This is a genomic window from Amycolatopsis acidiphila, assembly GCF_021391495.1.
GTDB classification, from domain to species: domain Bacteria; phylum Actinomycetota; class Actinomycetes; order Mycobacteriales; family Pseudonocardiaceae; genus Amycolatopsis_E; species Amycolatopsis_E acidiphila.
Genome location: NZ_CP090063.1, coordinates 4,217,011 through 4,238,855 on the forward strand (window position 1 = coordinate 4,217,011; position 21,845 = coordinate 4,238,855).

The 21,845-nt window shown below is 73.2% G+C and carries 24 protein-coding genes; 10 read left to right on the forward strand and 14 right to left on the reverse strand.

Annotated features, from left to right (window positions below):
• Positions 1-4: 4 nt before the first annotated feature.
• The 3 genes from LWP59_RS20530 to LWP59_RS20540 all read right to left on the reverse strand — a co-directional run bounded on the left by LWP59_RS20530 (position 5) and on the right by LWP59_RS20540 (position 2,597).
• A complete protein-coding gene (locus tag LWP59_RS20530; RefSeq protein ID WP_144642732.1) occupies positions 5-1,645 on the reverse strand; it encodes an ABC-F family ATP-binding cassette domain-containing protein in 1,641 nt (546 codons plus the stop codon).
• A 298-nt stretch (positions 1,646-1,943) separates the two neighbouring features.
• Positions 1,944-2,309 (reverse strand): RNA-binding S4 domain-containing protein, encoded by a 366-nt coding sequence (locus LWP59_RS20535; protein WP_144642733.1) that lies wholly within the window; start codon positions 2,307-2,309, stop codon positions 1,944-1,946.
• A gap of 30 nt (positions 2,310-2,339) precedes the next feature.
• Positions 2,340-2,597, reverse strand: a complete 258-nt coding sequence (locus tag LWP59_RS20540) for a hypothetical protein (protein ID WP_186383419.1) — start codon at positions 2,595-2,597, stop codon at positions 2,340-2,342.
• Positions 2,598-2,853: 256 nt separating this feature from the next.
• On the opposite strand from LWP59_RS20540, the gene LWP59_RS20545 reads away from it, so the two are divergent.
• On the forward strand, positions 2,854-3,348 hold the full coding sequence (locus LWP59_RS20545; RefSeq protein WP_222425663.1) for a hypothetical protein: 495 nt from the start codon (positions 2,854-2,856) through the stop codon (positions 3,346-3,348).
• A 105-nt stretch (positions 3,349-3,453) separates the two neighbouring features.
• On the opposite strand, the gene LWP59_RS20550 is transcribed toward LWP59_RS20545, so the two are convergent.
• Complete coding sequence (locus LWP59_RS20550) at positions 3,454-3,633, reverse strand: hypothetical protein (protein WP_144642734.1); 180 nt, start codon at positions 3,631-3,633, stop codon at positions 3,454-3,456.
• Positions 3,634-3,678: 45 nt separating this feature from the next.
• Complete coding sequence (locus LWP59_RS20555) at positions 3,679-4,470, reverse strand: NADPH-dependent F420 reductase (protein WP_229857488.1); 792 nt, start codon at positions 4,468-4,470, stop codon at positions 3,679-3,681.
• 81 nt (positions 4,471-4,551) lie between these two features.
• Between LWP59_RS20555 and LWP59_RS20560 the strand changes: the two genes are divergently transcribed.
• The gene (locus LWP59_RS20560) at positions 4,552-5,937 is read left to right on the forward strand and encodes an MFS transporter (RefSeq protein ID WP_222425658.1); all 1,386 of its coding nucleotides are present in this window, start codon (positions 4,552-4,554) and stop codon (positions 5,935-5,937) included.
• Here the strand turns inward: LWP59_RS20560 and LWP59_RS20565 are convergent.
• The 5 genes from LWP59_RS20565 to LWP59_RS20585 are packed head-to-tail and all read right to left on the reverse strand — an operon-like array spanning position 5,934 to position 8,946.
• Complete coding sequence (locus tag LWP59_RS20565) at positions 5,934-6,212, reverse strand: PRC-barrel domain containing protein (RefSeq protein ID WP_144642735.1); 279 nt, start codon at positions 6,210-6,212, stop codon at positions 5,934-5,936. The two genes, LWP59_RS20560 and LWP59_RS20565, sit on opposite strands and share 4 nt — an antisense overlap.
• Positions 6,199-6,567, reverse strand: a complete 369-nt coding sequence (locus LWP59_RS20570) for a hypothetical protein (RefSeq protein WP_229857485.1) — start codon at positions 6,565-6,567, stop codon at positions 6,199-6,201. The genes LWP59_RS20565 and LWP59_RS20570 overlap by 14 nt, the downstream gene beginning before the upstream one ends.
• Before the next feature lie 2 nt (positions 6,568-6,569).
• Entirely contained in the window at positions 6,570-7,802 is a 1,233-nt protein-coding gene (locus tag LWP59_RS20575; RefSeq protein WP_144642737.1) for an NRAMP family divalent metal transporter, read from the reverse strand.
• Positions 7,799-8,224, reverse strand: a complete 426-nt coding sequence (locus LWP59_RS20580) for a hypothetical protein (RefSeq protein WP_144642738.1) — start codon at positions 8,222-8,224, stop codon at positions 7,799-7,801. The genes LWP59_RS20575 and LWP59_RS20580 overlap by 4 nt, the downstream gene beginning before the upstream one ends.
• Positions 8,225-8,268: 44 nt before the next feature.
• Positions 8,269-8,946, reverse strand: a complete 678-nt coding sequence (locus LWP59_RS20585) for a GntR family transcriptional regulator (RefSeq protein WP_144642739.1) — start codon at positions 8,944-8,946, stop codon at positions 8,269-8,271.
• A gap of 75 nt (positions 8,947-9,021) precedes the next feature.
• On the opposite strand from LWP59_RS20585, the gene LWP59_RS20590 reads away from it, so the two are divergent.
• The 4 genes from LWP59_RS20590 (at position 9,022) to LWP59_RS20605 (ending at position 15,192) form a co-directional block, all read left to right on the forward strand.
• Entirely contained in the window at positions 9,022-10,191 is a 1,170-nt protein-coding gene (locus LWP59_RS20590; protein WP_144642740.1) for a mandelate racemase/muconate lactonizing enzyme family protein, read from the forward strand.
• A 29-nt stretch (positions 10,192-10,220) separates the two neighbouring features.
• A complete protein-coding gene (locus LWP59_RS20595) occupies positions 10,221-11,522 on the forward strand; it encodes a cation:dicarboxylate symporter family transporter (RefSeq protein WP_144642741.1) in 1,302 nt (433 codons plus the stop codon).
• 198 nt (positions 11,523-11,720) lie between these two features.
• On the forward strand, positions 11,721-13,733 hold the full coding sequence (gene ligD / locus LWP59_RS20600) for a DNA ligase D (protein WP_144642742.1): 2,013 nt from the start codon (positions 11,721-11,723) through the stop codon (positions 13,731-13,733).
• A 109-nt stretch (positions 13,734-13,842) separates the two neighbouring features.
• Positions 13,843-15,192 carry an NAD-dependent epimerase/dehydratase family protein gene (locus LWP59_RS20605; RefSeq protein WP_222425659.1) on the forward strand — a complete coding sequence of 450 codons (1,350 nt, stop codon included), beginning with the start codon at positions 13,843-13,845 and terminating at the stop codon, positions 15,190-15,192.
• On the opposite strand, the gene LWP59_RS20610 is transcribed toward LWP59_RS20605, so the two are convergent.
• Positions 15,182-15,805 (reverse strand): winged helix-turn-helix transcriptional regulator, encoded by a 624-nt coding sequence (locus LWP59_RS20610; RefSeq protein WP_144642743.1) that lies wholly within the window; start codon positions 15,803-15,805, stop codon positions 15,182-15,184. The genes LWP59_RS20605 and LWP59_RS20610 overlap by 11 nt on opposite strands.
• 76 nt (positions 15,806-15,881) lie before the next feature.
• Here LWP59_RS20610 and LWP59_RS20615 point away from each other — a divergent pair, with 76 nt between their 5' ends.
• Positions 15,882-16,253, forward strand: a complete 372-nt coding sequence (locus tag LWP59_RS20615; RefSeq protein ID WP_144642744.1) for a VOC family protein — start codon at positions 15,882-15,884, stop codon at positions 16,251-16,253.
• Between the two features lie 30 nt (positions 16,254-16,283).
• Here LWP59_RS20615 and LWP59_RS20620 read toward each other — a convergent pair whose 3' ends face one another.
• Positions 16,284-17,417, reverse strand: coding sequence for a PucR family transcriptional regulator (locus LWP59_RS20620; RefSeq protein WP_144642745.1), 1,134 nt, complete (start codon positions 17,415-17,417; stop codon positions 16,284-16,286).
• Between the two features lie 211 nt (positions 17,418-17,628).
• Here LWP59_RS20620 and LWP59_RS20625 point away from each other — a divergent pair, with 211 nt between their 5' ends.
• The 3 genes from LWP59_RS20625 to LWP59_RS20635 all read left to right on the forward strand — a co-directional run bounded on the left by LWP59_RS20625 (position 17,629) and on the right by LWP59_RS20635 (position 19,740).
• A complete protein-coding gene (locus LWP59_RS20625; protein WP_144642746.1) occupies positions 17,629-18,060 on the forward strand; it encodes an NfeD family protein in 432 nt (143 codons plus the stop codon).
• A gap of 2 nt (positions 18,061-18,062) precedes the next feature.
• Complete coding sequence (locus LWP59_RS20630; RefSeq protein WP_144642747.1) at positions 18,063-19,100, forward strand: SPFH domain-containing protein; 1,038 nt, start codon at positions 18,063-18,065, stop codon at positions 19,098-19,100.
• A gap of 82 nt (positions 19,101-19,182) precedes the next feature.
• Positions 19,183-19,740: a dihydrofolate reductase family protein gene (locus LWP59_RS20635; protein ID WP_144642748.1), complete on the forward strand. Its 558-nt coding sequence runs from the start codon at positions 19,183-19,185 to the stop codon at positions 19,738-19,740.
• Between the two features lie 10 nt (positions 19,741-19,750).
• On the opposite strand, the gene LWP59_RS20640 is transcribed toward LWP59_RS20635, so the two are convergent.
• On the reverse strand, positions 19,751-20,956 hold the full coding sequence (locus LWP59_RS20640) for a xanthine dehydrogenase family Fe-S subunit (RefSeq protein ID WP_144642749.1): 1,206 nt from the start codon (positions 20,954-20,956) through the stop codon (positions 19,751-19,753).
• Entirely contained in the window at positions 20,953-21,837 is an 885-nt protein-coding gene (locus LWP59_RS20645) for an FAD binding domain-containing protein (RefSeq protein WP_144642750.1), read from the reverse strand. The genes LWP59_RS20640 and LWP59_RS20645 overlap by 4 nt, the downstream gene beginning before the upstream one ends.
• Between the last annotated feature and the right edge of the window lie 8 nt (positions 21,838-21,845).

The following is a 21,845-nucleotide window of genomic DNA, read 5'->3' on the forward strand; positions in this document are numbered from 1 at the left end:
GGGCTCAGCCGGCCTCGCGCACCTCGCCGTCGTCGACGACGAGCCGCCGCGTGGTCCGGACCACGTCCAGCATCCGGCGGTCGTGCGTGACGAGCAGGAGCGTGCCGGGGTAGCCGTCGAGGGCCGATTCGAGCTGCTCGATGGCGGGCAGGTCGAGGTGGTTGGTCGGCTCGTCGAGGACCAGCAGGTTCACCCCGCGCCCCTGCAGCAACGCGAGCGCGGCCCGGGTCCGCTCCCCCGGCGACAGGGTGGCCGCGGTGCGGGGCACGTGGTGGGCGCCGAGGCCGAACTTGGCGAGGAGCGTGCGGACCTCGGCGGGTTCGGTGTCCGGCACTGCGGCACGGAACGCGTCGAGCAGCGTTCCCGAGCCGTGGAACAGGGCGCGGGCCTGGTCGATCTCGCCGACGCGGACACCCGAGCCGAGCGTCGCGTGCCCCGCGTCCAGCGGCACCCGGCCGAGGAGCGCGCCCAGGAGCGTCGACTTGCCGGAGCCGTTGGCGCCGGTGATCGCGATCCGGTCCGCCCACTCGACCTGCAGCGTCACCGGCCCGAGCGTGAAGCCGCCGCGCCGGACCTGCGCCCCCTGCAGCGACGCCACGATCGTGCCGGAGCGCGGCGCGGCCGCGATCTCCATCCGCAGCTCCCACTCCTTGCGGGGCTCCTCCACGACGTCGAGCCGCTCGATGAGGCGCTCGGTCTGCCGCGCCTTCGCGGCCTGCTTCTCGGTCGCCTCGGCGCGGGTCTTGCGGGTGATCTTGTCGTTGTCGGTCGCCTTGCGGCGGGCGTTGCGGGTGCCCTTGTCCAGCCACGCCCGCTGCGTGCGCGCCCGTGTCTCCAGGTTCGACCTGCGGTCGGCGTACTCCTCGTACCGTTCCCGCGCGTGCCGCCGGGCGACCTCGCGCTCCTCGAGGTAGGCGCCGTACCCGCCGCCGTACAGGTTGATCTGCTGCTGGGCCAGGTCCAGCTCCAGGACCTTGGTGACGGTGCGGGTGAGGAACTCGCGGTCGTGGCTGACGATCACCGCGCCCGCCTGCAACCCGGTCACGAACCCTTCGAGCCGGGCCAGCCCGTCCAGGTCGAGGTCGTTCGTCGGTTCGTCGAGCAGGAACACGTCGTAGCGCGACAACAGCAGCGACGCGAGCCCGGCGCGCGCCGCCTGGCCGCCCGAGAGCGCGACCATGGGCTTGCCGAGGCCGACGGCGAGCCCGAGGGAATCGGTCACCGCCTCGGCGCGCTCGTCGAGGTCCGCGCCGCCGAGGCCGAGCCACCGCTCCAGCGCGTCGGCGTACGCCTCGTCCGCGCCCGGGGCACCATCCACGAGGAGCTGGGTGGCCTGGTCCATCGCCTGCTGGGCGGCGCCGACCCCGGTGCGGCGGGCGAGGAACCCGCCCACCGTCTCGCCGGGCCGGCGCTCCGGCTCCTGGGGCAGGTACCCGACGGTCGCGGTGGGCGGGGACAGCAGCACCTCGCCCTGCTCCCCGCGCTCGAGCCCGGCCAGCAACCGCAGCAGGGTCGACTTCCCGGCCCCGTTCGCGCCGACGAGGCCGATCACGTCGCCGGGCGCCACCACCAGTTCGAGCTCCGCGAACAGCGAACGGGTGCCGTGCCCCGCGGCGAGGTCCTTGGCGACGAGAGTGGCCGACATGCTGCCGATGGTACGGAGGCGTCCCACGCACGAGCGGCCGGCGGGTTCAACTCGCGGGCCGGAGTGTGAGCACGCTCGCGACCGTGAACCCGCGCCCAGCCCGTGCCGGGGTCTTGCGTGCAGGCAGTTTTTCGGTGCGGAGGGAAGAAAGCGTTACCGGGAAATGGGTTTCACCGGCCTCGCGGCGTCGTTCGCGGCCGGTTGTGGCGCCCCGGCGGCGCGGACCACCGGTGACGGCGTCGTGGGGGCTACTGACCGTCCTCATCGGACCGGGCGTGCGTGGCACGGCCGGCAACGGTCAGAGGCGGCCGGAGCGGAACCGGTCGAGCACGCGGCGCTCGCGCTTGGTCGGGCGGCCCGCGCCCCGCTCACGCCGGGCGACCGGCAGAGCCGTCTCCGGCGGCGGGGCGGGCGTCCGGTCGACGAAGCAGGTGGCGGCGTCGGCCGCGCCGACCCGCTTCTGGATCACCCGCACCACCTCGACGACCCGGGTGATGTCGCCGACGCGGGCCCGCACCTCGTCACCGGGCGACACCGTCGTCGCCGGTTTCGCGGGGCGGTCGTTGACCCGCACGTGCCCGCCGCGGCAGGCCGCCGCGGCGTCCGGACGCGTCTTGGTCAACCGGACCGCCCAAAGCCAGCGATCCACACGAGTGGACTCCACAACGTCCCATCATGGCCCATGCCGCCGCCCTCACGCGCGGCCCGTGCCCGGCGGGGCGAACGGCCGGCGCCGGCCGATCCCGACGTGCAGGATGATCGACGTCCCGATCGCGTTCAGGCCGACGGGCCCGACGCAGCCCTGCGCCGAGGCACGCGTCCACTCCAGACCGCCGGCGAGCCACGCCAGGAGCAGGTACACCACCGCGGCACAGCCGAGCACCAGCCCCAGCGACAGCGCGCGCTCCCGCCCGGGGGAAAGCCGGGCCGGGAGCGCGCCCTCGAAGAGCATGCCCACGACCAGCCCGCCCGCGACGAACGAGCCGGCCAGCGCGCCGAGCGTCTCGGTCGGCAGACCGGCCCAGCCGTACAGCAGCGTGTAGCTCAGCCCGCCGGCCAGCAGGACGCCCGCGTTCGCGGCAAGCAGCCGGACCGGGCGGCGGGCCAGCCCGGCGAACGGTCAGCCGCGCCACACCACGAACACCCACACCTGCCACGCCCCGACCAGCGTGAGCAGCGCGCCCAGCTCTCCCCCGGGTGAGCACGCCGTGCCCGGGACCGCGAAACGGCCGGCCGCCCAGCAGCACGGCGTACAGCGCGACCGCGACCAGCCACGACAGCGCGAGCGCGAGCGGCGCGGCCGCCTCGAGCGCGGCGCCGAGGTCGTGCAGCACCCAGTACCGGGCTTCGGCCGCGCCGCCGAGCTGACGCGCCACGCGCGGATCGACCACCGGTGGCTCGCCGTCGGCCAGTGCCGCGAGCAGCGGGGCGAACGGGACGCCCTGCCGGCTTTCGAACGCCTCGCCCAGCAGCGGCCGGACACCCGCTTCCCGCGCCAGCGCACGGATCTCGGCCAGCAGCCTGGTCTTGCCGATGCCCGGCGGCCCCTCGAACACCAGCACCTGGCCGTGCGTGTGCGGCATCGTGGCCAGCGCCGCCTCGGCCACGGCCAGCTCCGCGTCCCGCCCCCGGAGGGCGGGCCGCACGGTGTCAGGTCGGCTGTGCATCGCGGGCTCCGGCGAATTCGGCTTCAGGCAGCCTAACCCCGGCCGGCCCCTGGTCCCGTCGATGTCGCGCGACGGGCACGAAAGTTCACCGAACGCGTCCCCATCCGGCATCGACAGTGGAGCCGGTCGGGATGTCCTGGGTCACCGGGCTTCACGACCGGCTCTTGGTGGCTCTCCTGGGTGGACAGCCTTCAGCCCGCCGGTGCGACGTCGCTCCCCGGCTCGACGGTCGTCGTCCCGGTGCTCGACCGCGTGTTCGACCTTGTCCATCAGCACGGCGAACACGAGCACGAGCAGCGGGACGCACAGCCCAAGCCACATGACCAGGGGTTACCCCCCAGGCACGAGTCGTAATCGTCTGAGGTCCTAGCGTTGTGCGGCGGCGAGCGCGGCCCGCAGGACCTCCACACCGGCGGGCTCGCCGGGAAGGTCCGCGAAGTTCGGCTTCCCGCCCACGTACGGCTGCCCGTACGCCGGGGTGCCGGGCTCGAAGCGCCGGCCCTCGGCCAGCGGGCCGGCATCGAGGGCGTCGTAGCCGATGGCGTCGAGGAACTCCCGCACCGTCTCCTTGGCCTGCGCGTCGTCGCCCGCGATGGCGAGCGCGCTGCGTTCGGGGGAACCGGCCGGACGGGCCAGCTCACCGAGGTGGCGGTAGAAGATGTTGTTGAAGCCCTTCACCACCTTCGCGCCCGCCAGGTGCCGCTGCACAAGCTCGGTCGTCGTGGTGGTCCCGGAGTCGAGCTCCGGGATCCGCCCGTCCCGCGACGGGTAGTAGTTGCCGGTGTCGATCACGACCTTGCCCGCGAGCGGCGCGGCCGGGACGTCCTGGTAGCCCTTCAGCGGGATCGAGACGAGGACGAAGTCGCCCGCCTCGGCGGCCTCGGCCGCGGTCGCGGGCCGCGCGTGCGGCCCCAGCTCGCCGACCAGTTCCTGGAGGGTTTCCGGCCCGCGGGAGTTGCTCAGGACCACGTCGTACCCGGCCGCCACGGCCAGCCGGGCGACGGTCGAGCCGATCAGGCCGCTGCCGATCACGCCGAGTGTTGTCACACCGGCTCGCAACACCGGAGCGATCAAGCCGTATTCCCGCGGCGCGGCGAGCCGGACGTCCACCGTGGGCTCGACGTGGCGGGCGAGGCGCGCGGGTGCGACCGGGACCACACCGGCGGATGGGCCGGTAGCGGGCGATAATGACCGGGTGCCCGACGCCGCCGCGAACCTCCGTACCCAGCCGGTGGCGGCGTGACCGCATGGCCCGGCCGTGGCCTCGCGCTCCTGGTCGCCGGCACGTTCTTCATGGAGAACCTGGACGGCACCATCATCGCCACCGCCGCGCCCCGGATGGCCGCCTCCTTCGGTGTGCCTTCGGTCGACATCAGCGCCGCGATGACCGCCTACCTGGTCACCCTCGCGGTCGGCATCCCCGCCAGCGGCTGGCTCGCGAGCCGGTTCGGCACCCGCGCGGTGTTCGGCTCGGCCATCGTGATCTTCACCGTGGCCTCGGGCCTGTGCGCCGCCAGCGTCAGCCTCCCCATGCTCATCGGGATGCGGGTGCTGCAGGGCCTGGGCGGCGCGATGATGGTGCCGGTCGGCAGGCTGGCGGTGCTGCGCAGCACGGACAGGCGCGACCTGATCCGGGCGATCGCCTACCTGACCTGGCCGGGGCTGATCGCGCCCGTGCTGGCGCCGGTGCTCGGCGGGTTCTTCACCCAGTACGCGTCCTGGCGCTGGATCTTCCTGGTCAACCTCCCGCTCGGCGTGCTCGCCGGGCTGCTCGCGGCGCGCATGGTGCCCGCCGCCCGCGCCGGCGTCGAGTCCACCTTGGACTGGCTCGGCTTCCTGCTCACCGGCGTGAGCCTGGCCGCACTGGTACTCGGGATGCACTGGGTCGGCCAGTCGCCGGTCCACTGGGGCGGCGTGGTCGCGGCGCTGGCCGTCGGCGCCGGCACCGGCCTGCTCGCGGTGCGGCACCTGCGGCGCGGCGCACAGCCGCTGATGGACCTGCGGACGCTGCGGGTGCGCACCTACCGGATCGCCACCGCAGGCGGGTCGGCCTACCGGGCGGTGATCACCGCGGTCCCGTTCCTGCTCCCGCTGCTGTTCCAGGACGCGTTCGGCTGGGACCCGGTGCATTCCGGCCTGGTCGTGATCGCCGTGTTCGCGGGCAACGTCGGGATCAAGCCCTTCACCACCCCGATCATGCGCCGGTTCCCGTTCCGGCCGGTGCTGCTGGCGAGCCTCGCCGGTGGGGTGGCCACCCTCGTCGGCTGCGCCCTGCTGACCACCGCCACCCCGCTGTGGCTGATCCTGGCGGTGCTGTTCGTCAGCGGCGTGTTCCGCTCGATCGGCTTCACCGCCTACAACACGCTGCAGTTCGCCGACGTCGGCAAGGCGGAGCTGCCGAGCGCGAACACCCTGGCGGCGACGAGCCAGCAGCTCGCGGCCGGGCTGGGCGTCGCGCTCGGGGCGCTCGCGCTGCGCGTCGGCGTGCCCATCGCCGGTGACGCGGGCACCGGCGCCTACCGGGTGGCGTTCGTCATCCTCGCCGCCGCGATGGCGGCCTGCGCGCTGGAGGTCGTCCGGCTCCCGGCCGGAGCCGGGGACCAGGTCCGCGCCGGCTCCCGCTAGCGCGGCTCGTCACCGGCCTCCCAGCGGATCTCCGCCCAGGGCACCTCCCGCGGGCGCCCGAAGACGATCCCGGCGAACTGTGACAGCAACCAGGGCCCCTGCCGGCCGGGCCGGTCGTAGCCGAGCAGTCGCCCGCGCCTGCGACGGGACACCAGCACCGCCACGAGCACCGGGCTGCCCGTGGCGTCCGGGCCGACGACCAGGTCGATCACCTTGCCCAGCGGCCGCCCGGCGCGGTCGGTGACCCGGCGGTGCAGCAGCTCACTCGCCCGCACGGTCCGCTCCCGGGATCCGGCCGATCAGCCGCCGGCGCAGCAGGCTCTCCAGCGGCGGGACGTCGAGCACCTCGGCCCGCAGCGACAGGGTGACGTGGCTGCCGACCTCCAGCACGTGGTCGTAGGTGATGCGCAGTGCGCCGGGGCGCGCCCGCCGCAGAGCGCGCCCGAGCAGGCCGCCGACCCGCTCCGCGAGCACCCGCCTGCCGGTCAGCAGCGCCACCACCCGGTAGCCGCCGTCTCCGGTGGGCTCCAGCTCGACGTCGTCGACCTTGCCCACGAGCTGCCCCTCGACGTCGACGATCTGGCGGTCGAGCAGGTCGAACACGATGCGGAGCTGGTCGGGTCTGCGCACGCTCACGACTCCCCCATCCCGGTGAAGATCATCAGCGGCAGCGCGGCGACCGCGGCGACCAGGATGATCACCAGGAAGATCACCCCGAGCACGTTGGTGATCCGGCCGTTGACCTTGTCGCCCAGGTAGTCCCGGTCGTTCGCGACGACGAGGATCGGCAGGTAGGTCAGCGGCAGCACGACCGCGCTGAACACCAGGGACAGCTCGGTGATCTGCACCGGGTCCACGGTGGTCAGCAGCAGCGCCGTGCCCAGCAGGACGCTCACCAGCACGACGGTGTGGAACCGGGCGGCCTGGCGGGGCCGCACGAGCTTGCCCCACTGCCAGCCGAAGTACTGCGCGACGGAGTAGCCGGTGGACAGGCCGGTCTCCAGCGCCGCGCCGAAGGTGGCGGCGAAGAACCCGATCATCACCACCACCAGGCCGATCTTCCCCAGCCCCAGCGCGACCGGCAGCGCGGTCTGGCTCAGCTGGTCGACCTGGATCCCGCCCGGCTCGAACACGGTCGCCGCGCAGGCCATGATCGCGAGCCCGAGCAGGCCGCCGAGCGGGAAGCCGACGAACGTGTTGGTGCGCTCGGTGGCCAGGTCCTTCGGGCTCCACTTCTCCTCGACGCCGCCGGAGGAGAAGAAGAACACCTCGTACGGGGTCAGCGCCGAGGCGAACAGCGAAACCGCCATGTACCCGTAGGTGCCCCAGTTCTCCCCGTCCGGCGGGCTCGAATGCACGACGTCACTGGCGAAGCTCCCCCATGGCGGGTGCAGCGCGAAGAGCGCGATCACGAACACCACCAGCGCGAGCCCCGCGAAGCCGAAGATCTGTTCCATCAGCTCGAACTTCACCCGCCACAGCACCACCCATACCGCGAACCCGGCCAGCGGCACCCACAGCAGGTGCGGCAGGCTCGTCGCGAGCTGGAGGGTCAGCGCCACGCCGCCGATCTCGGCGGTCAGCGTGAGCAGCGTGACCGCGTAGGAGCCCACGAGGTTCGCCATCGCCATCCGCGGCCCGAGCCGTTCCCGCACCAGGTCGAACACCGGGCGGTGGCTGACCGCGGCGACCCGGCCCGCCATCTCGGCGAACAAGCAGATCCCGACGACCCCGACGACCACCACCCACCCCTGGCGCAGGCCGAACCGCGCGCCGGACTGGGCGTTGGCGACCAGGTCCCCGATGTCGACGAACCCGCCGATCGCGGTCAGGATGCCCAGTGTGACGGCCAGGCCCTTCTTCATTGCCGGCTCCGCACGAACGCGTCCAGCTGGTCACGCACCTCGGAGAGCCGCCGATCCGCCGCCGCGGCCCGCGGCCCGTCGCCGAAGGCGTCCCGCACCTCGGTGGCGGTGGCGACCAGTCCCTGCAGCTGGGGATGCAGCCGGCCGAAGACCTGGGCTGCTTCGGGTCCGGGCGGCGGCTCGCTCTCCAGGTCGTCGAGGGCCTTGGTCGCGGTGCTGAGCACGTCGTCGACCGCGACCGCCCGGTACGGCGGCAGCAGGCGTCCCGCCGAGTCCGCCCTGATCAGCTGTTCGAGCGTGCCGGCGGCGCTGAGCCCCTCTTGCGCGGACTGCTCGGCGCTGCTCAGGTAACCGCTTTCCGAGCCGCCGGAGCACGCGGTCACCGCGACAGCGGAGACCGCGATGATCCACTTTCCGCGCACGGGCCGGAGTACCCGAAGGTCCTCCCGGCAAACCCGGGAGAGCGTCACCGCGCGGGCGAGCCGTCCTCCAGCGCGGAGATCGCGGCCGCCGTGAGGCTCTGCTCGATGTGCTCGCGCATGAGCCGCCCGGCCGCCTCGGCGTCGCCGTCGATCACCAGCCGCATCATGGTCTGGTGCTCGGCGTGGTCGCGCAGCCGCGGCTCCTCGCCCGGCGGCAGCTCCAGGCCCATCCGGCGGTAACGGTCCGACTTGTCCCACAGCCCGTCGAGCATGCCGACCAGGTTCTCGTTGTGGGAGGCCCGGTAGAGCGCACGGTGGAAGGCGTGGTGCGCGACCAGCGCCTCCTCCCCCCACTGGCGCGTGACCGGCAGCAGCCGGCCCGCCGTCTCGCGCAGCGCCGCCATGTCCTCGTCCGTGCGGCGGCGCGCGGCCAGCCCGGCGGCCAGCGGGTCCAGCGCCAGCCGGATCTCGAACAGCTCGCGGGCCTCCGCCGCGTGCAGCGGCGCGACCCGCGCGTCGCGGTGCACGTCCAGCTCGACCAGTCCCTCGCCCTTGAGCCTGCGCAGGGCCTCGCGCAGCGGGGTGATGCTCATCGACAGCGACTCCGCGAGGTCGTACTGCGCGAGCACGGATCCCGGGGCCAGCTCCCCGGACAGGATCCGGCGGCGGACCTCCGCGTAGGCCGCGTCGCTCTTGGTGAGGAAGACGTTCGGGCCGGTCACTGCACCCTCTCTTGCGCCGGGACGAGGTCCGACCCTAACATCGGCTCGTATCTTATAAGTTATGACAGGCAGGTCATGAAGATAGTCTCCGTGCACGAGGGCACCGTCCCGATCAGCTCCGCCATCCGCAACGCGTGGATCGACTTCAGCTCGATGGACTGCTCCGTCGTCGCCGTGGTCAGCGACGTGGTCCGCGAAGGGCGCCCGGTCGTGGGCTACGGCTTCAACTCCAACGGCCGCTACAGCGCCGGCGAGATCCTCCGCCGCCGGATGATCCCGCGCCTGCTCGCCGCCGAGCCCGCGGAGCTGCTGGCCGACGACGGCGACTTCGTCGACCCCGCGAAGGCGTGGGCGGTCATGATGCGCAACGAGAAGCCGGGCGGGCACGGGGAACGCTCGGTGGCCGTCGGCGTGCTCGACATGGCCCTGTTCGACCTCGCGGCGAAGATCGCCGGGGAGCCGCTGTACCGGTGGCTGTCGCGGCGCCACGGCGACGGGCAGCCCGACGAGTCGGTCTTCGTCTACGCGGCAGGCGGCTACTACGCGCCCGGCAAGGGGCTGCGTGAGCTGCAGGACGAGATGAAGGGCTTCCTCGACCTCGGCTACCGCGTGGTCAAGATGAAGATCGGCGGGGCCTCGCTGGCCGAGGACCTCGAACGGATCGAAGCCGTCCTGGAGGTGCTGGGCGGCGACGGCTCCCGCCTCGCGGTGGACGTCAACGGCCGGTTCGACCTCAGGACCGCGCTGGAGTACGGCGCCGCGCTCGAGCCGTACGGGCTGTTCTGGTACGAGGAGGCCGGCGACCCCCTCGACTACGCGCTCAACGCGACGCTGGCCGAGCACTACCCCGGCCCGCTGGCGACCGGGGAGAACCTGTTCTCCCTGCAGGACGCGCGCAACCTCATCCGCTACGGCGGGCTGCGCCCGGACCGCGACTACGTCCAGGTCGACCCGGCGCTGAGCTACGGGCTGGTGGAGTACCTGCGGATCCAGCGGATGCTCGCCGGGCACGGCTGGTCCTCGCGGCGCTGTGTCCCGCACGGCGGGCACCAGTTCTCGCTGCACCTGGCCGCCGCGCTCAAGCTCGGCGGCAACGAGTCCTACCCCGGCGAGTTCCAGCCCACCGGCGGGTTCGCCGACGACGCCGTGGTGCGCGACAGCCGGGTGGGCCTCACCGAGATCCCCGGCATCGGCTTCGAGGCCAAGGCGGCCTTCCACCGGGTGCTGCGCGAGCTGCACGACTGACCTTCCCACGCCGCCTGAAGGAGACGACGATGTCACGGTTGCGGTTCTTGAAGCAGCTCTGGGTGCAGGTCCTGCTCGGCGCGGTGCTCGGCATCGCGGTGGGCCTGGCCTTCCCCGGTTTCGGCGGTGCGATGAAGCCGCTGAGCGACTGGTTCATCGCGCTCATCACGATGATCGTGGCGCCGGTGATCTTCTGCGTGGTGACCACGGGCATCGCGTCGATGGACAACGTGCGCCGCGTCGGGCGGATCGGGGTGAAGGCCCTGGTCTACTTCGTCGGGCTGTCGCTGCTGTCCATGCTGATCGGCCTGGTGGTGGCGAACGTGTTCAAGCCCGGCGCGGGCATGCACGTCGACGTCGGCTCGCTGGACGCGAGCTCGGTGCCGGGTGTGAAGAACACCCACACCGGCTTCACCGACTTCGTCTCCGGCATCATCCCGGACACCCTGCTCTCGGCCTTCACCGGCGACAACATCCTCTCCGCGCTGTTCGTGGCGATCCTGTTCGGGTTCGCCCTCAACGTCGCGGGCGAGCGCGCCAGGGTGCTGACGAACCTCATCTCCGGACTGTCCGACGTGGTCTTCCGGATCGTCTCGTGGATCATGCGGCTCGCCCCGATCGGCACGTTCGGCGCGCTCGCCGCGGTGGTGAGCACCTACGGCGCGGGCAGCCTCGCCCAGCTCGGCTACCTCATCCTGCTGTTCCTCGCGACCTGCGTGCTCTACGTCCTCGTGGTGCTGGGCGGGGTGATGCGCGCCTGCCGGCTCGGCCTGTTCGCCCTCATGCGGTTCCTCAAGGACGAGCTGCTGATCGCGCTGAGCACCTGTTCGAGCGAGGCCGTGCTGCCGCAGTTCATCCGCAAGCTCGAGACGCTCGGTGCGGGCAGGCCGGTCGTCGGGATCACCGTCCCGGCGGGGTTCTCGTTCAACCTCGACGGCTCGGCCGTCTACCTCACGATGGCCTCGCTGTTCCTGGCCCAGGCCGTGGACATCCACCTGTCCTGGCAGCAGCAGCTGGTGATGGTCGGGGTGATGATGCTGACCAGCAAGGGCACCGCGGGGGTCGCGGGCGGGGCGTTCGTGGTGCTGGCGAGCAGCGTCACCGCGATCGGGCACGTGCCGCTGGCCGCGCTCGCGCTGATCGTCGGCGTGGACCGGATCCTCAACGAGGGGCGGGTGTTCATCAACGTGCTGGGCAACGCCGTCGCCACCATCGTGGTCGGCAAGTGGGAGAAGGACTTCGACCACGCGCGGGCCCGCCGGGTCCTGGCGGGCGAGGACCCGGTCGAGCACGAAGAGCCGGCGCGGGAGGCCCGGGTCACCACCGGCTGACCTGCTCGGCGTCGGCGGCGGGAACGAGCTGGGCCCGGGTGAGCGCGAGCAGCCGGTGCAGCCCCGCCCATCGCAGTCCGGCCTCGTGCGCCGCGGCGTCGCGACCCCGCCGGCCACCACCACCTGCGGTTATCCAGCGAAGCTGGGCCGAACGGGTTACCGTCGGGAAACGGCGGGCCCGGTGGAACGGAGGTCGGTATGGCGCGCGTCGCCCCGAGTGCCCGGTCCCGCGTCCCGGACTGGGTCGAGCCGATGCTCGCCAAGCCCGACGGTGGCCGGCTGCGCAGCGGGCCCGGCTGGGCCTACGAGTACAAGCTGGACGGCTACCGTTGCGCCATGCGGATCGCCCCGTCCGGCACGACGGTGCTGACCAGCCGCAACGGGATCGACTTCACCGACGAGTTCCCCACCCTCGCCGGCGCGCTCGGCGTCGCCCTCGGCGGCCGTGCCGCCGTGCTCGACGGCGAGATCGTCGCGTGCAACGAAGCCGGCCAGATCGAGTTCGGCCTCCTGCAGGAACGCCGGGGCCGCTACCAGAAGTACCGCACCGCGGGCCACCACGAGCCGTTCGAGGACGCCCGGGTGCGGTTCCTGGCGTTCGACCTGCTCCAGCTGGGCGACACCCGGCTGCTGGAGCAGCCCTACGACGAGCGCCGCCGGCTGCTCGCCGCGCTGCCGATGCCCGCGCCGGACCGGGTGTCGATCGTGCCCGCCTTCACCTTCGACGAGCTCGCCGGCGACGGGCTCACCCCGCAGGACCTGCTCGACCGGGCCGGCTCCGAGGGGTACGAGGGCCTGATCGCGAAGCTGCGCAGCTCGATCTACGTGCCGGGGCACCGCCCCGACGCGTGGCTGAAGCATCCGCTGATCCAGACCCAGGAGGTCATCCTGTGCGGCTGGCGGCCGGGGCAGCGCGGGTTCACCGGCACGCTCGGCAGCCTCCTGCTCGGCGCGCACGACCCCGGCACCGGCGACCTGGTCTACCTCGGCGACGTCGGCACCGGGTTCAGCCGGCACGAGCGAGCCGAGCTGCAGGCCCGGCTGGAAGAGCTCGAACGCCGCACGCACCCGTTCGCCACCGCCCCACCGCGGGAGGACGTCGTGCGTGCCCACTGGGTCGAGCCGGTGCTCGTCGGCGAGGTCCAGTACCGGCAGTTCACCCGCGGCGCGGGCCGCCTGCGGCACACGTCCTGGCGGGGCCTGCGCGCCGACCGCAGCCCCGACGAGGTGATCGCGCCCCGTGCCGTCGAGCCGGCCGCGGCCCCGCCGCCCCCGGCTAAGAGAATCACCGTGCAGGCCGGAAAACGACGGCTCACACTGTCCAACCTGGACAAGCCGCTGTACCCGGACGGCTTCACCAAGGGCGAGGTCATCAACTACTACTCGCACATCGCGCCCGTGCTCCTGCCCCACCTGGCGGGCCGTCCGGTCACGTTCATCCGGTTCCCGGACGGCGTCGGCGGGCAGCAGTTCTTCGAGAAGAACGTGGCCAAGGGCGCGCCGGACTGGCTGCGCACCGTAGTGCTGCCCAGCAGCGGCTCCCGCGGCAACGGCGACTCCGTCGAGTACGCGCTGATCGAGGAGCTGGCCGCGCTCGTGTGGGCGGCCAACATGGCCGCGCTCGAGCTGCACGTTCCACAGTGGAAGGTGGGCCGCGAGGCGAAGGCCCGGCACCCGGACCGCCTCGTGTTCGACCTCGACCCCGGCGAGGGGACCACCATCGTGGAGTGCTGCCGGGTGGCCGAGCGGCTGCACGACGCGCTCGTCGCCGACGGGCTCACCCCCTACGCCAAGACCTCGGGCTCCAAGGGGATGCAGGTCTGCGCCGGCATCCGGACCCGCAGCCCGCGGGCGCCCTCGGCCTACGCCAAGGCGCTCGCCGAGCAGTTCGCGGCGCAGACCCCCGCGCTGGTCACCGCGAAGATGGCCAAGGCACTGCGCCCGGGCAAGGTGTTCATCGACTGGAGCCAGAACAACCCCGCGAAGACCACCATCGCGGCGTACTCGCTGCGCGGCCGCGACCGGCCCACCGTCTCCACCCCGCTCACCTGGGACGAGGTGCGCGCCTGCCGCCGCGCCGCGGAGCTGGTCTTCACCGCCGACGACGTCCTCGGCCGGGTCGAGGACCTCGGCGACCTGATGGCCGGCATCGACGACACCCGGGCCCGGCTGCCGAACCGTCTTCCGGACGGGCACCGGACGGCGTCATGATCGTCGGATGAGCAGTGCACGACGCAAGCGGGTCTTCCTGACCCGCGCGACCGGCAACTGGGGCCGCCACGTACTCGCTTAGTTCGCGAGCCGGTCCGCCGAGTTCGAGGTGACGGCGCTGGTCCTGCCGACCGAGCAGGACCGCGCGATCATCCGCGGCTACCGGGACATGGACAACCTGCGGGTGGTCGAGGGCGACGTGACCGACTACGCGGCCGTCGAACCGGCTCTGCGTGGCGCCGACTTCGTCCTGCACACCGGCGCGGTGGTGTCCCCGGTGGCCGACGACCACCCGGAGCTGACCCACCGGGTCAACGTCGGCGGTGCCCGCACGATCATCCGGGCGGTCCGGGCCCAGCCCGACCCCGGCACCATTGGCGTGGTGATGATCGGCTCGGTCGCCGAGACCGGCGACCGCAACCCGCCGCACCACTGGGGCCGGGTGGGCGATCCGCTGCGGGTGTCCCGCTACGACGAGTACGGGCAGAGCAAGGTCGCCGCCGAGCGGGAGCTGGTCGACTCGGGCCTGCCCCGGTGGGCGTGGCTGCGCCAGACCGGCATCTTCCACCCCGGCCTGCTCCGGGTCCGTGACGCGATCATGACCCACACCCCGATCGGCGGCGTGCTGGAATGGGTGTCCGCGGAGGACGCCGCCCGGCTGCTCGCCGGCATCTGCGAGGACGACGTGCCGGCTGGGTTCTGGGGCCACGTGTACAACATCGGCGGCGGCGAGGGCTGGCGACTGACCAACTGGGAGTTCCAGACCCGGATGATGGCGGCGCTGGGGGTGCCGGACGTGCGCCGGTGGTACGACCGGGACTGGTTCGCCACGCGCAACTTCCACGGCCACTGGTACACCGACTCCGACCGGCTGGACGAGCTGGTGCCCTTCCGGCGGGACACCTTCGACGGCGCCCTCGCCCGGGCCGTCCGCGGCGCGCCCCCGTCGGTCCGGCTGGCGGGCAGGGTCCCGCCGTGGCTGGTCAAGCACCTCGTGGTCAAGCCGCTCACCCGCCACCCGCGCGGCACGATGGCGTGGCTGCGCGACAACGACGAGGAGCGCATCCGCGCCTACTTCGGCTCCCGCGAGGAGTGGGCGCGCATCGGCACCTGGGCGGACTTCGAGGAACCACGGCCCGCACGCACCCCCACCTTCCTCGACCACGGCTACGACGAGGACCGGGACCCGGCGCGGTGGACGGCGCGGGACCTCGCCGGGGCCGCCGCCTTCCGCGGCGGCGAGCTGCTGTCGGAGCCGGTCACCGGCCGGCCCCGCAGGCCCCTGCGGTGGCGGTGCGGCCTCGGGCACGTCTTCACCGGCAGCCCGTACCTGATCCTCGCGGCCGGGCACTGGTGCCCGGAGTGCGTCCGCGACACCGCCGGGTACCGGCGTCAGGCCGGGCACAACCGCTTCCTCGCCCAGCTGCTCGACGACGAGTCCAGCTCGGTCAGGGCGTGACCGCGGACCGTACGAGGCGACGGAAGGCCGGCAGGCTGCCGGTGACGACCACGCGCCCGTCCGACACCGCGGTGTCGAGGGTCGCGGCGTCGGAGAGCAGCTCGTTCAAGGTCGCCGGATCGGTGCGGATCGAGGCGTCGGCCTCGGCCGGTTCGCCGGCCGCCACGGACACTTCGCCGCCGCCGGTGCGGACCGTCCACACGCGACCGTCGAGCTCGATGCGGTAGGACGCCTCAGGCCCCGGGCGCACGACGCCCCGCAGGAAGATCATGACCGAGGTGGCGTTGAGCGCCGGCCCGGGCGGCAGCGGGACGCGCAGGCCCCAGCCGCCGAGCGCCAGCAGGATCGGCTCCAGCCGCCGTCCCCATTCGGTCAGCTCGTAGACCCAGGCACCGTCCACGCGGCGCCGGTGCAGCACCCCGTTGCCCTCGAGCTCGCGCAGCCGGTCGGTCAGCAGGTTCGTGCTCGCGGCCGGAAGCGCCTTGCGCAGCACCGAAAACCGCTGCGGCCCGAACAGCAGCTCGCGCACGACGAGCAGCGCCCAGCGCTCCCCCACGACGTCGAGGGCGCGCGCGATTCCGCACGCCTCCTGGTAGCTCCGGCTCGTCGGCATGCCCGCATCCTAGAGATAAGCGATTGTTTTTAACAAGTCACGCTGCTAGCGTGAGCCACCCCGAAGGGAGCACGTCATGCCACAACCCGTTGTCCACTTCGAGATCATCGGTACCGACCCGGCCGCTCTGCGCGGCTACTACGGCCGGCTGTTCGGGTGGGAGTTCGACACGTCCGGGCAGGTCGCCGAGGAGGTGTCCGAGGCCGGGAACTACGGGTTCACCGAGACCGGCGAAGGCATCGCTGGCGGGGTCGGCGGTGGCGCCGGGCGCGAGCGCCGCGTCCTGTTCTACGTCGGCGTCCCGGACGTGGAGGCCGCGCTGCACAAGGCCGAAAACCTCGGCGGGACACGGAAGATGGGGCCGTCGCGGGCGCCGGGCCGCGATCTCGTCGTCGGACACTTCACCGATCCCGAAGGCCACCTGATCGGCCTCGCCGGCCCGGCCTGACGCCACGCCGCTCGGCACGATCAGCGGAACTCAGGGACCCGCCGGCCAGCCGAGCAGCCGCGCGCCCAGCACGGCGGCCTCCAGCGTGAAGCGCTGCGACGGCTCGCGCGGGTCGTAGCCCGTGAGGTGGCGGACGCGGTCGAGCCGGTAGGTCACGGCCCGCACGCTGAGGAACAGCTGCCGCGCCGTCTCCGCCGCCACCCCGCCGGTCGCGAAGTACGCCGAGAGGGTGTCGAGCAGTGGACGGGCACCGCCGCGGGTGCCCTCCAGCGGGCTGAGCACCGTCTCGACCAGGTCGACGATCGCGGCCCGGTCGCGGTAGAGCACCTGGAAGACCAGCAGCTCGGCGGCGTCGAGCACGTGGGCGGTGAGGCCGAGTGAACCCGCGAGCTCCAGCGCGGTGCGGGCCTCCTCGTAGGACCGCAGGATGCCGCCCGGGCCGGGGTGCGGTCGCCCGACGCCGATCTGCCAGTCCCGCTCGCCGGTCAGCAGCAGCTCGACCTGGCGGGCGAACTCGGCGGGCACGTCGGCCGCCGTGCCCGGGGCGATGCACAGCAGCAGCCCGTCCTTGGCGGTGATCAGCACGTCGCGGATGTCGAACCGGCCGAGCAGGGCGGACTCGACCCGCCGGGTGGTGGCGTCGCCGTCGGTGAACGGGTTGCCGGCGCGGGCCGCCGCAACGAGGTAGCTGCCCGCGAGGCGCAGCCCGAAATGCTCGGCGCGCTCGGCGAGGCGCCCCAGGTCGCCACGCCCGTAGAGCAGGTCGTCGATGAACTCGCGCCGTTCGGCCTCCTCCTGGCGCACCTGCAGGCGCTGCGCCTGGTCGTAGCCGTCGGCGAGCGCGACGACGACGTCGTCGGTGGCCCGCAGCACCGCTTCGGCCACCCCGCGCAGCTGCTCCGCCCCGGCCGCGATCGCCACCGCCGGCAACGCGCCCCAGCACAGCCAGTTCGCGCTCAGGTACAGGTCGACGAGCGCGCGCAGCGGCACGCCCTGCTCCGCGGCGGCGGCGCCGAGGGCGCGGCGGGAGTCCAGCTCGTCGCGGGCGACGCGCCGGCCGGTCCTGCTCACCCGGTCGAGCATCTCCAGGTATCCCTCCAGCAGGGCCGGGGAGACTCCGCCCGCGTCCCGGCTGGCTCGCGCCGCCACCTCGGCGATGTTCATGATCCCTCCATCCCCGGTTGCCGGAGCCCGGCAGCTCCTGATGACGAGCCTAGCCGCAAGCGCCCGGTCAGCTCGGAAGTCTCGTTGCCGGGCGCCGGCAACAAAGAGACCGTCAGCGTGGCCGGTCGCCCGCCTTGTCGGTGATGTGCCGGGGCGAACACGATGGGTTGTACGGGAAAGGTCCGCACTGCTCGACAGGCAGGGGGTCGCCATGCAGCTCTGGGTCATCTGGCTGATCGCGGCGGTCGTGCTGGGCGGTGTCGAGATCTTCACCCTGACCGCCGCGCTGGGCATGCTCGGCGCGGCGGCGCTGATCACGGCCGGGTTCGCCGCCGCCGGGATCCCGCCGCTCGCACAGGCGCTCGTCTTCGCCGCCGGTGCGGCCGCCGGGCTCGTCCTGGTCCGGCCGGTCGCGCTGCGCCACCTGGCGGTCCCGCCCCGCGAACGCTTCGGCGTGGACGCGCTGATCGGCAAACGCGCGTACGTCCTGCAGCAGGTCGACGGGTTCGGCGGGCGGGTCCGGATCGACGGCGAGGAATGGACCGCCCGCGCCTACGACGAGACCCTGGTGATCCCCGCCGGGGCGGCCGTCGACGTGATGGAGATCAGTGGCAGCACCGCGCTCGTCTACCCGAGGGAGTAGTCATGGAAGTGTCCATCCTGTTGGTCGTCGGGATACTCGTCGCCCTGTTCGTCGTCATCACCGTGCTGCGCGCCCTGCGCGTCGTGCCGCAGGCCCGTGCGCGCAACGTCGAACGGCTCGGCCGGTACCACCGGACCCTGCAACCCGGGCTCAACTTCGTCATCCCCTACATCGACCGCGTCTACGCGCCGCTGGACCTGCGCGAGCAGGTGGTGTCGTTCCGGCCGCAGCCGGTCATCACCGAGGACAACCTGGTGGTGGAGATCGACACGGTGCTCTACTTCCAGATCACCGACCCGCGTGCCGCCGCCTACGAGATCGCCAGCTACCTGCAGGCGGTCGAACAGCTGACCGTCACGACCCTGCGCAACGTCGTCGGTTCGATGGACCTCGAGAGCACGCTGACCTCCCGCGACACCATCAACAGCCAGCTGCGCGGGGTGCTCGACGAGGCCACCGGCAAATGGGGCATCCGGGTCAACCGGGTGGAGATCAAGGCGATCGACCCGCCGCAGACCATCAAGCAGGCCATGGAGAAGCAGATGCGCGCCGAGCGGGACAAGCGCGCGGCGATCCTCGGCGCCGAGGGGCAGCGCCAGTCCCAGATCCTGACCGCCGAAGGCGACAAGCAGGCCGCGGTGCTGCGGGCGGAGGGCAACCGGGCGGCGGAGATCCTCAAGGCGGAGGGCCAGGCGCGCGCGATCGACCAGGTCTTCCAGGCCGTGCACCGCAACGACCCCGACCCGAAGCTGCTGGCCTACCAGTACCTGCAGGTGCTGCCGCAGCTCGCGCAGGGCGAGGGCAACACGTTCTGGGTCATTCCGAGCGAGGTCACCTCCGCGCTGCAGGGCGTCTCCCGCGCGTTCACCGAGGCCCTGCCCGCGACCCCGGCCGCCCGGGAGGCGACCGCGACGGACAGCGTCGCGGCGCGGGCCGCCGACGAGGCCGCGCACGCCGCGGAAGCGGCGGCGGACGCGGTCGCCGACGCCGCGCAGGTCAACGGGCTCGCCCCGGCCGCCGCTCAGGGCGACCAGGGCTGACGAAGGAAGCGGCTTCGCCCCGGATCGGGGGGCCGGGGCGAGGCCGCGATTCCTTTCGGCCCGCGCGCGAGTCGGAACCCGTATGACGCAACAGAACTCCCGCCGGCTGGTGCAGGCGGTGCTGGTTTCGCTGAACGGTGTGACGAGCGAGCCGCTGCGGTGGGCCGGCCCCTACTTCGGCGAGGGCAGCGCGGCACGCTCCCGCACGGTGCTCGAGGACAGCGGGGCGATGCTGATGGGCAGGCACACGTACGAGGTCTTCTCCCGCCAGTGGCCGTCGGTTCCGGGCCCGTACGCCGACCGGCTCAACGCGATGCCCAAGTACGTGTTCTCCGCGACCCTCGACCGTCCCGAGTGGACGAACACCACCGTGGTGCGCGGTGCCGTCGTCGAGGCGGTCTCGGCGCTGAAACACCAGCACGGCAAGGATCTCGTCGTGTACGGGCACGGCCGGTTCGGCCAGACCCTGTGCGACGCGGGCCTGGTGGACGAGCTGACGCTCACCGTCGTGCCGGTGTTCGTCGCGGACGGCGAGACGCTCTACCGGCCGGGCGGATCCGCGCGGACGTGGGAGCTCGTCGGCGCCGGGCCGGGCAGCGATCCCGGCCTCGCCTCGCTCACCTACCGGCCGCGGGCCTGACGGGATCGGCTCACCGGGAGCGGCGCCGGAGCCTGCCGAGCAGGGACCGCAGCAGCAGCCGGAAGGCGCCGGGCGCCTTGACCCTGCCCTGCGGCGCGTCGCCGGTCGTCGCGGTCTCGCTCACGGCGGCGGCGAACTGCTCGAACATGTGCCGGCTCACGTCTCCCGCCAGTGCCCGGCCGAACTGCGCGATCCGGCCGGTCAGGTACACCTTCGCCTCGGCGTGCAGGCGGGTGCCGCCCTCGGCGGCGGGTTCGGTGCGCAGCAGGATGTCCGCCTGTGTCTGGGCGCCGCCGGTGTCCCGGCCCTGGGCGAGCACCCGCATCCGCCGCGCCGCCCGGTCGTGCTCGGCGATGTGCGCGACGCCCTTGAAGGCCAGCTTGATCGGACCGACGGAGACCCGCGCGCGCCCGGCGTAGTAGTCCTCGCCCAGCTCCTCGGTGAGCTCGGCGCCGGGCAGGCAGCGCGCGAGCCGGTGCACGTCGTCGAAGACCGCCCACACCTGGTCCTGCCCGACGCCGACCTCGGTCGCGACGTCCACGGCGATGGTGGGTTCCCCTTCGGGGAGCACGATCTCCGCCTTCGCGGCGCTCTGTTCGGCGGGGGCGCCGGTCGGTTCCTCATCCACAACGGACCGGCCGGTGCCGCGGCCCGCGAGTGCCCGCCGCGCGCAGTTCCCCGGGGCGGGGATGCCGCCGGGATGGGCCTGCTGGGCCTCGCGCACCGCGGTCACGATGTTGCGGTAGCCGGTGCAGCGGCAGATCACCCCGGACAGCTCCTGCGGCAGGTCCTGCTCGCGCACGCCGGGCTGGTGGGTCAGCAGGTCGTAGGAGCTCATCAGGAACCCCGGGGTGCAGAACCCGCACTGCAGCGCGTGGTTGCGGCCGAACGACTCCTGCAGCGGGTGCAGCTCGTCCGGGCGGCCCAGCCCCTCGACGGTGACGACCTCGGCCTGGTCGAGCTGCACGGCGAACAGCAGGCAAGCCCGGGCGGCCTCGCCGTCGACCAGCACGGTGCACATCCCGCACACCCCGTGCTCGCAGCCCACGTGCGTGCCGGTGAGACCCAGCTGGTCCCGCAGCACGTCCGCGAGCGTGACGCGGGCCGGCACGTGCACCGTCACCGGCGTGCCGTTCACCGTCATCCGCACCTCGACCGGTTCCCCGGCGCCCGCCCGCACCGGCCTCGGCCGGTTCGGCGCTTCGCTGCTCGTCATGCCTTCTCCTCGTGTGCACGGTGGTACGCCTTGGCGAGCTCGCGGCCCGCCAGCACCCGGAACAGCCGGCGGCGGTAGTCGCCCGACGCGTGCGCGTCGCCCTCGGTGTCCACCAGCTCGTCGGCCACGGGCGCGAGCCGCTCGCCCAGCTCCTCGGCGAGGCGGCCGCGGTCACCGCACGCCGCCCGCACCGCCTCGTCCAGCACGCCGGAGACGTCCGTGGTCACCGGGCGGTCCGACACCCCGAAGCCGGTGAGCACGGCTTCGCCGCCGACCCGCACGGCCACGACCACGCCGGCGAGCGCGAAGTCGCCGTGGCGGCGTGCGATCTCGGCGAAGCCGAAGCCCTCGCCGGCACGCGCGACCGGCAGCCGGACCGCGGTGAGGATCTCGTCGGGCTCGAGCGCTGTGGTCATCGCGCCGGAGAAGAACTCCCGCGCCGGGATCCGTCGCTGCCCGCCCGGCCCGGTCGCCACGATCTCCGCGGCCAGGCAGCACGCCACGGCCGGGAGCTCGGCAGCCGGGTCGGCGTGGGCGAGGCTGCCGCAGACGGTGCCGCGGCTACGCAGCTCCCGGTGCCCGACCCACGGCAGGGCCATCCCGAGCAACGGGACCGCGGCGCTCGCCGGGTCGTGCTCGACGCGGCGCTGCCGCACGGTGGCGCCGATCTCGAGGAAGCCGTCACGACGGGCGAACCGGTCGAGCCCGTCGACCGCGTTGATGTCGATCAGGGTGTCGGGCCGGGCGAGACGCATGGCCAGCACGGGGGTCAGCGACTGCCCGCCCGCGATGACCTTGCCGCCCCCGCCCGTGCCGCCGAGCTCGGCCACCGCCTCGGGCAGCGACGACGGCCGGACGTAGGCGAAGGGTGCGGCTTTCATGGCTTCGG

Coding starts and splice junctions, on each gene's coding strand:
- LWP59_RS20645 (WP_144642750.1), bottom strand. CDS start 21,837: ATGAAAGCCGCACCCTTCGCCTACGTCCGGCCGTCGTCGCTGCCCGAG.
- LWP59_RS20620 (WP_144642745.1), bottom strand. CDS start 17,417: ATGAACATCGCCGAGGTGGCGGCGCGAGCCAGCCGGGACGCGGGCGGA.
- LWP59_RS20550 (WP_144642734.1), bottom strand. CDS start 3,633: ATGTGGCTTGGGCTGTGCGTCCCGCTGCTCGTGCTCGTGTTCGCCGTG.
- LWP59_RS20575 (WP_144642737.1), bottom strand. CDS start 7,802: ATGAAGAAGGGCCTGGCCGTCACACTGGGCATCCTGACCGCGATCGGC.
- ligD (WP_144642742.1), top strand. CDS start 11,721: ATGGCGCGCGTCGCCCCGAGTGCCCGGTCCCGCGTCCCGGACTGGGTC.
- LWP59_RS20625 (WP_144642746.1), top strand. CDS start 17,629: ATGCAGCTCTGGGTCATCTGGCTGATCGCGGCGGTCGTGCTGGGCGGT.
- LWP59_RS20540 (WP_186383419.1), bottom strand. CDS start 2,597: ATGCTCTTCGAGGGCGCGCTCCCGGCCCGGCTTTCCCCCGGGCGGGAG.
- LWP59_RS20635 (WP_144642748.1), top strand. CDS start 19,183: ATGACGCAACAGAACTCCCGCCGGCTGGTGCAGGCGGTGCTGGTTTCG.
- LWP59_RS20595 (WP_144642741.1), top strand. CDS start 10,221: ATGTCACGGTTGCGGTTCTTGAAGCAGCTCTGGGTGCAGGTCCTGCTC.
- LWP59_RS20530 (WP_144642732.1), bottom strand. CDS start 1,645: ATGTCGGCCACTCTCGTCGCCAAGGACCTCGCCGCGGGGCACGGCACC.
- LWP59_RS20610 (WP_144642743.1), bottom strand. CDS start 15,805: ATGCCGACGAGCCGGAGCTACCAGGAGGCGTGCGGAATCGCGCGCGCC.
- LWP59_RS20630 (WP_144642747.1), top strand. CDS start 18,063: ATGGAAGTGTCCATCCTGTTGGTCGTCGGGATACTCGTCGCCCTGTTC.
- LWP59_RS20615 (WP_144642744.1), top strand. CDS start 15,882: ATGCCACAACCCGTTGTCCACTTCGAGATCATCGGTACCGACCCGGCC.
- LWP59_RS20640 (WP_144642749.1), bottom strand. CDS start 20,956: ATGACGAGCAGCGAAGCGCCGAACCGGCCGAGGCCGGTGCGGGCGGGC.
- LWP59_RS20590 (WP_144642740.1), top strand. CDS start 9,022: ATGAAGATAGTCTCCGTGCACGAGGGCACCGTCCCGATCAGCTCCGCC.